The following is a 10,195-nucleotide window of genomic DNA, read 5'->3' as shown; positions in this document are numbered from 1 at the left end:
CGCGCACCTCGCATCACTCGGAGGCTCAACGTACAGCTCGGGAAAAGAGCCCGTCGTGGCGGGCTCGGGGTGGGCGGGTGAAATAGACGGACTTTTTGAACATCCTGCAGCGTTGTCTCTACTCATGTTGCCCTTGTTGCCATCTAATTGTCGTTGCGTCTCGCATACCCGGTTGCCCGTGGATGAGAGCAGTCGGTATACTCGATTGACGGCCGAGGTAAGGTGAAAGCGAGCGATGGTTCTGAAGTTCGAATATGATCCGCTGGACAATGAGCACGCGGGCGGACATTGGTACCACGTCTGCCGCGGTCGTATCGAAGATCAGGAGTTGCGCGTGCCGCCGCCTGACACACCCTATGAGTGCCCGCGTTGCGGCATCGAGCTGGAAGCCGAGGATTTCTGGGTCGCGCAGCAGCGGGGCAGCGTGTAAGGCCGAGCGTTAAGCGAATATCGTCAAGTGCGGTCGTTTCGATTCACAACCAAGAAGTAGCGAATACCATGCCGAGTAGTGCGGGACGAAAAACGGTGGGGGTGATGCGCGGCCTGATGATGCTCTGCGACACCTGTTACGATCAGGTGATCGCCGAGCGACTGGTGGACGGCCGAAACTTCGTCGCCGATCACGAAGCCCTGTTCGATACGATCTGTCCCGGCTGCAGCGACATCAATCGGCCTTTGATCGATGACATGCTGGGCAGCTCGGAGTGAGGCTGTTGAAAATGACCCAGCCTGTTTCACCCGCCCTACCCGCGGCGCGCCAAGACGCGCCCCTTCCCCGTGGTTCTCACGTCGTCAAAAATCCTCAACGTAGCTCCAGTTTTGACTCGGCTGCGGCCTCGCCTTGGGCCATTTGAACAGCCTCCCATTTTGATTGGACTCTTCAACGGCACGTCTTGCCGTCGAAGTGCTTACAGGTCGATTCCCCGCTCATCAGCTTCCAGCTCTTCAATAACGGCGCATTGCCCGGTCGCATCTCGGCGACGATGTCGATCATGCCGGAGACGGGGAGCTTTTCGAGATGCGGCTTGGCCGCATCGCTCGCCTCCACCGGAAAGACGCTCCCGCTGCTCGAGATCACGATGTATCCTTTCTCCTTGTCGATGAACACGATGGGGCTATAAAAGCTTTTGTCTTCGGCGCGCACGGGAAAAGCAGAGACGAGTAAGGCGAGCGCACTGAACACGAGATGACCAATGATGATCCTCACGGGTGCCTCCTCGTAATGAGTGGATGATGAATGAATGGCAAATTATGTCATCGTTCGATTGCGCGTGCCAGCCCTTTCTTCTGCAAGATCACGCGGTGCAAAGCGTGGCCGGTGTGACCTTGCGATCTCTGATCCAGTAGGCCTTGATGTCGGGAGCATTTGGGTGCTCCAGGGAGATGATGATGTAGGCCGCGTCGGGATAGTAGGCGAGCCCAACATCCGTCATCGATGGATAGGCCGGAGAACGGGTATGGGAGTGATAAATCGCGACCAGCTCCAACTGACGCGACCTCATGTCCTTAAACGCCGCCAACATTTCCCGTGGGTCCATGAAATAGGCGACTTCGGCTCGCGCCGTCTCGGACAGATCGCCGAGTTGCTTGACGTTTGCCTGATCGAAGACCTCCACGGCTTGGTCGTCGTGTGCGACAGTGTTGGTGATCGGGTAGTGTCGGCTGATCGTGCCCTCGGTCCCCGCCAAGAGTCCACAGCACTCGAACGGATCGAGCTTCCGCGCATGTGCCACCATCTCGTCGACGATGGTTTGGGGGATGGTGAGCACCGCCGCCGGCATCTGCAACGTTAGATCGTGCAGGAGACGGTATAGTCGCCGAGCAGCGACGTCATGGTCGGGTGGGGGCCGCAGAGCCGGCACTCGGGATCTTTCGGCCGTGCCAACTTGCGGAATTTCATTTCGAGCGCGTCGTAGATCAGCAATCGATCGGCGAGCGTTTCACCCAGTCCAAGGATTTCCTTGATCGCTTCTGATGCTTGCAGGACGCCGATGGTGCCCGCCAAGACCCCGAGCACTCCGGCTTCTTGGCAATTCGGGACGAGCCCCGCTGGTGGCGGCTCCGGATAGAGACACCGATAGCAGGGATAACCTTGATGGGGCTTGATGGTCGTGAGCTGACCTTCGAAGCGAAAGATACTGCCGGAGATCAACGTCTTCTTAGCGAAGAAGCAGGCGTCGTTCACCAGGAAGCGCGTGGAAAAATTGTCGGAGCCGTCCAGGATGATGTCGTAGTCGTGCAGCAGGCGCATGATGTTGTCGGCGGAAACATTCTCCTGGTACGTCTTCACCGTCACATCGGGATTGAGCGCCGACAGCATCTGACGACCGGATTCGACCTTCGGTACACCGACGCGGGCGGTGGTGTGAAGGATCTGTCGCTGCAGGTTCGAGAGATCGACGACATCGCCGTCAACCAGGCCGATCGTTCCAATACCGGCAGCGGCGAGATACAAGGCGGCAGGCGAGCCAAGTCCGCCGGCACCGATGACGAGCACTTTGGCCTGGGCCAGCTTCTTCTGGCCCTTGCCGCCGACCTCCGCCAAGATAATGTGCCGGCTGTAGCGCTGTATCTGTGAGTCGGTAAAGTCCATGCTCAGGAATTCCGTTTGGTCCGTTGTCCGTTAGTTCCGTTTTGTCCGTGTGAAGCCCACCGGATAGGCTTTGCTTCAGTAAACGGACTCAACTGACCCAACGTCTTCATTACTCCACCACGTTCAATTCAATCGGATCGACGAGGACGCCCTTCTTCCTGAGGCCGGCGACCGCGCGCTCGATTTCCGCCGTGTCGCCGGTCAATTCCACGTCCATCCATCCCGTCGTTTCACGGACGTCCGCCCGTCGGACGTTCGTCACGACCTTGTATTCATGGCCGATCTGATAAATGATCGGCTCCTTGATCTTCTCTTCCGGAAACCGTATGTGAAATCGTAGGCTTGGCATGTCAGCCTCCCGCGATCGCGGGAACAATCGACACCTCGTCGCCGTCTTTCAACGCCGTATCCTTGCCGTTCAAGAAGCGGATGTCCTCTTCGTTGACGTAGACGTTCACGAACCGCCGCAGCTCGCCCTTCTCGTCACAGAGGCGGTCCTTCATGCCTGGATGCGACGCGTTGAGATTGTCGATCATTTCCCCGATGCTGGTTCCCTTCACCTCGAGTTCGCCTTGCCCCTTCGTGAGTGTGCGAAGGGGGGTCGGAATTCTGACCTTGATCATGCGTCGCCGCCTCCATGTTGCCCCATCTTGAACGTCTGTTGGAAACTCAACAAGCTCGGCTGGATTCGTACGGGGCGTCCCACCGAATCGATGACCGCCTCCTGGGTTTTGAGCCCGTTCCCGGTAATGTAGGCCACCGTCACGTCGCCCTTCCTGATCGCACCTTGCTTGACGAGCTTCCGAAGCACGCCGATCGTCACGCCGCCGGCAGTCTCCGCAAAAATGCCTTCTGTCTGCGCCAGCAATTTGATGCCCTCGACCACTTCTTCGTCCGTCACCGCGTCCATCGCGCCCTTGCTCTCGGCCGTGGCCTTCAACGCGTAGTAGCCGTCGGCCGGGTTGCCGATCGCGAGCGACTTGGCAATCGTCTTCGGCTTCACAGGCTTGAAAAAGTCGCGGCCGGCCTTGTGGGCGGTCGCGATCGGCGAGCAGCCTTCCGCTTGCGCCCCGTTCAGCTTCGTCGGCACGTGGTCGATCAAGCCCACGGTCCGCATCTCGTTCAGGCCCTTCCAGATTTTGGTGAGCAGCGAGCCGGACGCCATGGGCACGACGACTTGATCGGGCGCGCGCCAGCCCAACTGCTCGACCGTCTCGAACGCGAGCGTCTTAGAGCCCTCGGCATAGTAGGGCCGGATGTTGATGTTCACGAACGCCCACCGATGCTCGGCGGCGATCTCGCTACAGAGTCGGTTGACGTCGTCGTAGTTGCCTTCGACCTCGACCACGTTCGGGCGGTAAATCAAGTTGCCCAACACCTTGGCCGCTTCCAAGTCACCGGGAATGAACACGTAGCACTTCATGTTCGAGGCGGCGGCATGCGCGGCGACCGAGTTCGCCAAGTTTCCCGTCGACGCGCAGGCCACGGTTTCGAACCCGAGCTCGCGCGCGCGAGTCAGCGCCACGGCGACGACCCGATCCTTGAAGGACAGGGTTGGATGGTTGACCGTGTCGTTCTTGATGTACAGCTCGTCGAGACCGAGATAGGCACCGAGATTTCTTGCACGCACCATCGGCGTAAAGCCGGCATGCGGTCCCACCGTCGCCGATCCTTCGATGGGGAGGAGGTCGACGTACCGCCACATGCTGTGCGGGCCCTGTTCGATCTTCTTTCGCGAGATCGACGCGCGAATCTCCTCGTAGTTGTATTTCACCTCCAGCGGGCCGAAGCACATTTCACAGACGTGGATGGCCGTGGTCGGATATTCCTTGCCGCATTCCCGACAGACGAGTGCTTTCATCTTCATAGGGTCACCTCACCAACACACGAGGCTGAGGTCAAGGTTGAGGTTCAAGGTAAGAGCGACCAAACTTGGAGCCTCAGCCTAGACTTCAACCTGCCGCACCGCGCAGGTTTCCGGCTCGTGATCGAACAGTTCCGTGATCGTCGGTTGGTCGCCGCACAGCGGGCAGCGCGGATTGCGCTTGATCTTGATCTCGCGAAACGCGGTGCGCCGGGCATCGAAGTCCAGCATGTGGTCCGTCAATGGCCGTCCGATCTTCAGGATGAGCTTCAAGGCCTCGGTCGCCTGCAGCGTGCCGATCAAACCTGCAAGGACGCCGATCACTCCGGCTTCCTGACAGCTCGCGACCAGACCGGGCGGCGGCGGATGCTTGAAGACGCAGCGGTAACAGGCCGACTGTTTCGGAATGATCGTGAACACCCGGCCGTCGAAGCGGAGAATACCGCCGTGGACGAGCGGCTTATCGGCAAACAAACAGGCGTCGTTGATCAGGAACTTGGCGGGAAAGTTGTCAACGCCGTCGATGACAAGATCGTAATCCCGAAACAGCTCCAGTGCGTTCTTCGCCGTCAGCCGGTCTTCGTACATGATCACATTGACGTCCGGATTGAGCGCTTCGATTTTCTCTTTCCCAGAGAGCACCTTCGGTCGCCCGACGTCGACCGTATGGTGGAGCACCTGGCGCTGAAGATTGGAGAGATCGACGACGTCGCTATCGATCAAGCCAATGGTGCCGACGCCGGCCGCCGCCAAATAGAAGGCCGCCGGCGACCCGAGACCTCCGGCGCCGACAATGAGCACGCGCGCTTGGGCGATCTTCTTCTGCCCCTTGCCGCCCACTTCAGGCAGAAGAATGTGCCGACTGTAGCGATTGATCTGCGCTTCGGTGAATTCCATGTTCAAAAGGATGCTGAAAAAGGCGCCCAACTTCGTTCTCGGCTCGTCAAAGTCCTCAACGTAGCCCTCACGGGATGAGAGCTGTCTTGGCAGCTCGGGGTGGGTGGGTGAGAACCCATACGCCTCCGGCTTTGACTTCGCCCGCGGCCTCGTTGGATCGCCTCTTTGAGCATCCTTCCAATTCAATAATGTAGGGTTAAATGTTGAAGTACTTCTCGATGCTGATATACCGCTCGCCCGTATCGGGCAGAATCGTGACGACGGTCTTTCCTGGTCCGAGTTCGCGCGCGACCTTTTGGGCGGCAAAGACATTCGCCCCTGCCGAAATCCCGACGAGGAGGCCTTCCTTCTTGGCGAGCAGTTTGGCCGTCTGATACGCCTCATCATCGGTGACGGTGATCACCCCGTCGAGGATCGAGCGATTGAGCACCTTGGGAACGAATCCGGCACCGATGCCTTGAATCTTGTGCGGGCCGGGATCGCCGCCGGACAGAACCGGCGAGCCGGCCGGCTCCACGGCCATCACTTTGATTTTGGGATTTCGCTCTTTGAACACTTCTCCACACCCGGTGATCGTGCCGCCTGTGCCGACCGCCGCGACGAACGCATCGAACCGACCGCCGAGAGCCTGCCAAATCTCAACGGCCGTCGTTTCGCGATGCATCGCCGGATTGGCGGCGTTTGAAAATTGATCGGGCATGAAGTACGACGGGTTCTGCGCAATGATGCTTTCCGCCTCCTTGATCGAGCCTTTCATCCCTTCCCACGCCGCGGTCAGAACGAGCTGCGCCCCGTAAGAGGAGAGGAGGCTCGCCCGCTCCATGCTCATGCTCTCCGGCATGACGAGAATGAGCTTGTAGCCTCGGACTGCGGAGATCAAGGCGAGCCCGATCCCCGTATTGCCGCTCGTCGGCTCAACAATGGTGCCACCGGGCTTCAACCGGCCTTGCCGTTCGGCTTCATTGATCATGTTCAGGCAAATGCGATCCTTCACGCTGCCGCCCGGATTGAACGACTCGACCTTGGCATAGATCGCCGCGCCGCCCTCCGGCGAAAGCCGGTTCAGACGAACCAGCGGCGTATCGCCGATGAGCTCGGTGACTTCCTTATGAGCGGGATGCGTCAACGGCCTCCTCCCATGTAGAAAAGAAATTCCAAGCTATCGCCCTCCTTTACCGCCGTCGTGCCCAAATGATCGCGTTCGATCATCGTGGAATTCAGCTCCACGGCGACCATGTGAGGGTCGATGTTCTTGGCCTTGAGGAGATCCAGAACGGTCGTGCCATGGACCTCTTCAGGTTTTCCGTTGATTTTCACGACCATGGAGAACCCCGCAAGTCGGCGTCAAGTAAAGGAATTCCACACGCTAACAAATGCATTGATCGCTTGTCAATGGCAGTCAAAGACATCCGACGCTTTTCGCGATGATCCAGCGGTCTTTGTCTGCCGTCGCGCCTCTTGACACTGATGCGCGCTTCCCCGCACCATAACAACCTTTTTTCGGTCGCAGAGGTTGTGAGGAGGCACGAGGGAATAGGGAAGAGGTATGTGGAAGCACAACGTGATGTTTCGCTATCAGGATGCGACGCCGCTCAAAGAGACCGAGAACGAGCTGTTTCACGATACCGATCCCGCCATGGATAGTGCGGGGCTGAATTTCGACAAGTTCATTTCGGTCTGGATCCAAGGAGAGGGGAAAGACGACCAGCCGCCAACGGCGTACACCAACGTCTATGTGCGGACGGCGGTTCTCGATGTCGCCAAACGGACGGGATTTCTCCAACCGTTACAGGGTCGCACGCACCAGATCAAGAACATGCTGACTCCCGAACAGAAGCAATACCTGCGTGACTGGCTCAGCCGAACCTCTCCGCAAGCGTGGGCCGAGGCGGATGAGCATTTTAAGATGGCGTTTGACGTCGACTGACGGCAATGAAGCGCGCCTGATCGACAGGTGCGCGTGAATGCTCATGAAGGAAGACACCGAGATCGTCATTGTCGGCGCCGGCAGCGGTGGCGCTGTCCTTGGCCTTGCGCTGGCGCAGCGCGGCATCCCGGTGATGGTGCTGGAGCAGGCACCGGGCCCGCCGACCGGTCTGCGGGGCGAAATTCTTCAGCCCAACGGGCAGCGGATCCTGGATGAACTCGGCGTGCTCCAAAAGCTGCCGGCCGACGCGGTGCGGTCCGTGCGGCTCTTTCATTTCTTGAAAGCCGGGGGGGACCGGCTCTGCACGATCGACTACGGGATGTTGCCGCCACCGTACAACCGTGCAGTGGTGACGATGCCAAATGCCGCGCATCACGTGATTTTGCAGGAGCTGGAGCAGACAGCGCCGAGGACGCTTCGCTACGGAACGACCTTCACGCGGTTGCTCCGGCAAGACGGCGCCGTGATCGGCGTTGAAGCCGAAAAAGATGGAGCACGATGGACCGTGCATGCGCGTCTCGTGGTCGGGGCCGATGGTCCTCTCTCGCGAGTGCGCGAGGCGGCCGGTATTTCGTCCCGCATGCATCGGTACAGCGAAGGCTATCTCATCGCCCTGCTCGATGCGCCGGACGCGAGCTTCACGGAGTCGCGCTACTACGTCGGGCGCCGGTCGATTCTTGGGCTCTTTCCCGCCTCCGATCGCAAGGTCTACGCCTTCTATATGATTCCCGCCGATTCGATGCCGGCGATGAAGGCCGCCGGCCTTGCCGCCCTTCGCGCTCAATGGACGGCGATCGCGTCGGATCTCGCGCCACTCTTCGCCAACCTGCTCGATTGGAAGCAGACCGCCTACATGCCGACCGGGCGTGTCCGTGCGGCGACGTGGGTGCTCGACGGCCTGGCCTTGATCGGTGATGCGGCCCATGCCATGAATCCGCACGCCTCCCAGGGCCGGATGCAGGCGATGAAGGATGCGATGACGCTCGCCGATGTCATCGGCACATGCCGCGAGACAGGGGACTGGAGCGCCGCCACGCTAAAAATGTATGAGCGTCGACGGCGGCCGCACGTGGAGATGCTCCAGCGCGTAGCCGACGAGCAGGTAATCTTCTGGAATACCGGCAACCGACTCCTGGCGCTTCTCCGCGATCGCGTCTTCCGGACACTGGACCAGAACCGTCGTCTGCGCTACCAGGTATTGATGACGACCGCCGGCTTACGCGACACACCGCCGTTTACTTTTCTCGATCGGTTGATTGCCGCCAGCCTGCTCCCCGACCCTTCTGCCGATCGACTTCCGGCTGACGTGGCGGCGGCGAGCCGATGAGCATCGCTCCTTCTGATCCAATCCTTTCGCAGCTCCCCGAGGAGGTACGCGACACCCTTCGCCGGTATGTCAAAGAGATCGGCCGTTGTTTCGGCCCCTCGCTCCTCGGTTTAATGCTGTACGGGAGCGCTGCGCGCGGCGAGTATCTTGAAGGGCGCTCGAACTTGAACGTTCTCGGGTTATTGGAGCGGCACGATCCTGACGCTCTCACGAAGTATGCGAAGGCTCATCGACGATGGGGCCGCGAGCGAATCGTCGCCCCGTTGCTCGTCACCGAGGCCGATCTGAGCGAGTGGCCGCGCGTCTTTCCGCTGGAATATGGCGATCTGCTCGACTACCACATCGTACTCAATGGGAGAGACGCGCTCGTCGACCGCCCGCTCGATCGTGATCGGCTGATGTTCCAATGCGAACAGGAAGTGAGGGGCAATCTCGTCCGGCTCCGCCAACGATTCCTGGAAGGTGGAGGCAGCACGGAAGTGATGGCGATCTTGTTGCCGCTCTCCCTGACCGGGTTACTCACCGCGTTTCGCGGCGTCATCCGCGCGCTTGCGGGCACGCCTCCACGAGAGACTGAGCATCTCCTTGCCGAGATCAAGCGCCAAGCAGCAATCGAGAGCGACATCTTCGAGGAAGTGTGGCGCTTCAAACGCGGCATCCTCTCGCCGGGTCCTGCCGAATTGCCGCGGCTGTACGAACGGTATATCGGGGCCATCGCCGCCGCGGCCGATAGCGTAGAACGGCTGTTCAGAGAAAACCGTCAATGAGATGGAGTTCGTGAATGCTGCGAGGCCTATCGTTGTGGGCTGTGCTGGCCCTCATGCTCGTTTTCGGCGTCGCGATAGCGACTGCGACGCTATCCGACCGCCCCTCGCTTCCCGAACCGCTGGGCTACGTGAGCGACCATGCCGGCGTCCTCGATCCCGATTGGAAGGCCCGCATTCGCTCGGTCTGCCAGGATTTGGAGCGGAAGACTGGTGTGGAAATGGTGGTGGTGACCGTTCCTAGTCTGGCCGCGTTTCGTTCGGCGAATGATTACGCCTCGGCCATCTATCAGCGGTGGGGAGTCGGCTCCGCCCAGAAAGAACACGGCCTGCTCCTCCTTGCGTCGATCGAGGAGCGGCAAGCCGCCGTAACGGTCGGGAAAGGACTCGTCGGGAGGATCACACAACCCCTCATTCTCGATGTCGGTCGGCAGTATTTGGATCCGGCCTTTCGCGATGGCCGATTCGGCGAAGGCCTCTACAGGACGACGGTGGCGCTCGCGGCCCAGATGCAGGAGATTCGGGTCGGCGAGACTGCGCACAGACACCTAAAGGGTCTGGGCACGGTCCTCACCGTGTTAACGTTTCTCGGGGCTGTGGTCTTTCTGTGGTGGATCAGCCGGCCGGACCTCCGCCACCCGTTTCGCCGTCTCCACCGAGGTCAGTACTGGGCAACCGGCCAAGGCGGGTTCGGAGGAAACTTCGGCGGGTTCGGTGGGGTAACAGGAGGTGATGACCTTCGGTAGTCCGTACGGGGACCGTCAATAAAGCTGCACGAATCCCAAGATCTTTTCGCTCGTCCGGCTAACGAAGGCGGTTTAAC

At 60.0% G+C, this 10,195-nt stretch carries 15 protein-coding genes; 6 read left to right on the top strand and 9 right to left on the bottom strand.

Going from position 1 to position 10,195, the window contains the following annotated elements; genetic code table 11:
• Window positions 1–235: 235 nt before the first annotated feature.
• A complete protein-coding gene (locus AC1U7K_RS11120) occupies window positions 236–430 on the top strand; it encodes a hypothetical protein (protein WP_480251354.1) in 195 nt (64 codons plus the stop codon).
• Window positions 431–498: 68 nt separating this feature from the next.
• Entirely contained in the window at window positions 499–708 is a 210-nt protein-coding gene (locus AC1U7K_RS11115) for a hypothetical protein (protein WP_480251353.1), read from the top strand.
• A 172-nt stretch (window positions 709–880) separates the two neighbouring features.
• Here the strand turns inward: AC1U7K_RS11115 and AC1U7K_RS11110 are convergent, their stop codons facing one another.
• The 9 genes from AC1U7K_RS11110 to thiS all read right to left on the bottom strand — a co-directional run bounded on the left by AC1U7K_RS11110 (window position 881) and on the right by thiS (window position 6,677).
• The gene (locus tag AC1U7K_RS11110; protein WP_480251352.1) at window positions 881–1,207 is read right to left on the bottom strand and encodes a hypothetical protein; all 327 of its coding nucleotides are present in this window, start codon (window positions 1,205–1,207) and stop codon (window positions 881–883) included.
• An 88-nt stretch (window positions 1,208–1,295) separates the two neighbouring features.
• Window positions 1,296–1,781: a M67 family metallopeptidase gene (locus tag AC1U7K_RS11105; protein ID WP_480251351.1), complete on the bottom strand. Its 486-nt coding sequence runs from the start codon at window positions 1,779–1,781 to the stop codon at window positions 1,296–1,298.
• A gap of 8 nt (window positions 1,782–1,789) precedes the next feature.
• On the bottom strand, window positions 1,790–2,593 hold the full coding sequence (gene moeB, locus AC1U7K_RS11100) for a molybdopterin-synthase adenylyltransferase MoeB (RefSeq protein ID WP_480251349.1): 804 nt from the start codon (window positions 2,591–2,593) through the stop codon (window positions 1,790–1,792).
• A 109-nt stretch (window positions 2,594–2,702) separates the two neighbouring features.
• Window positions 2,703–2,942: an NIL domain-containing protein gene (locus tag AC1U7K_RS11095; RefSeq protein ID WP_480251347.1), complete on the bottom strand. Its 240-nt coding sequence runs from the start codon at window positions 2,940–2,942 to the stop codon at window positions 2,703–2,705.
• Window position 2,943: 1 nt separating this feature from the next.
• Window positions 2,944–3,216 carry a ubiquitin-like small modifier protein 1 gene (locus tag AC1U7K_RS11090; protein ID WP_480251345.1) on the bottom strand — a complete coding sequence of 91 codons (273 nt, stop codon included), beginning with the start codon at window positions 3,214–3,216 and terminating at the stop codon, window positions 2,944–2,946.
• Window positions 3,213–4,454 carry a threonine synthase gene (gene thrC, locus AC1U7K_RS11085; RefSeq protein WP_480251357.1) on the bottom strand — a complete coding sequence of 414 codons (1,242 nt, stop codon included), beginning with the start codon at window positions 4,452–4,454 and terminating at the stop codon, window positions 3,213–3,215. Before thrC ends, AC1U7K_RS11090 begins: the two co-directional genes overlap by 4 nt.
• Window positions 4,455–4,538: 84 nt before the next feature.
• Entirely contained in the window at window positions 4,539–5,354 is an 816-nt protein-coding gene (locus tag AC1U7K_RS11080) for a HesA/MoeB/ThiF family protein (RefSeq protein WP_480251344.1), read from the bottom strand.
• Window positions 5,355–5,550: 196 nt separating this feature from the next.
• Window positions 5,551–6,480 (bottom strand): cysteine synthase A, encoded by a 930-nt coding sequence (gene cysK / locus AC1U7K_RS11075; RefSeq protein ID WP_480251342.1) that lies wholly within the window; start codon window positions 6,478–6,480, stop codon window positions 5,551–5,553.
• Window positions 6,477–6,677 (bottom strand): sulfur carrier protein ThiS, encoded by a 201-nt coding sequence (gene thiS, locus AC1U7K_RS11070; protein WP_480251340.1) that lies wholly within the window; start codon window positions 6,675–6,677, stop codon window positions 6,477–6,479. Before thiS ends, cysK begins: the two co-directional genes overlap by 4 nt.
• 223 nt (window positions 6,678–6,900) lie before the next feature.
• Here thiS and AC1U7K_RS11065 point away from each other — a divergent pair, with 223 nt between their 5' ends.
• The 4 genes from AC1U7K_RS11065 to AC1U7K_RS11050 are packed head-to-tail and all read left to right on the top strand — an operon-like array spanning window position 6,901 to window position 10,118.
• A complete protein-coding gene (locus tag AC1U7K_RS11065) occupies window positions 6,901–7,281 on the top strand; it encodes a hypothetical protein (RefSeq protein ID WP_480251338.1) in 381 nt (126 codons plus the stop codon).
• A 37-nt stretch (window positions 7,282–7,318) separates the two neighbouring features.
• The gene (locus AC1U7K_RS11060; protein ID WP_480251337.1) at window positions 7,319–8,608 is read left to right on the top strand and encodes an FAD-dependent monooxygenase; all 1,290 of its coding nucleotides are present in this window, start codon (window positions 7,319–7,321) and stop codon (window positions 8,606–8,608) included.
• Complete coding sequence (locus tag AC1U7K_RS11055; RefSeq protein WP_480251336.1) at window positions 8,605–9,375, top strand: hypothetical protein; 771 nt, start codon at window positions 8,605–8,607, stop codon at window positions 9,373–9,375. Before AC1U7K_RS11060 ends, AC1U7K_RS11055 begins: the two co-directional genes overlap by 4 nt.
• 14 nt (window positions 9,376–9,389) lie before the next feature.
• A complete protein-coding gene (locus tag AC1U7K_RS11050) occupies window positions 9,390–10,118 on the top strand; it encodes a TPM domain-containing protein (RefSeq protein WP_480251334.1) in 729 nt (242 codons plus the stop codon).
• The last annotated feature ends 77 nt before the right edge of the window (window positions 10,119–10,195 follow it).

The sequence above is a fragment of the Nitrospira sp. Vd2 genome (assembly GCF_979581665.1).
Note: the sequence above shows the minus strand (reverse complement) of the source record. Positions and strands in the feature narration are given on the sequence as shown.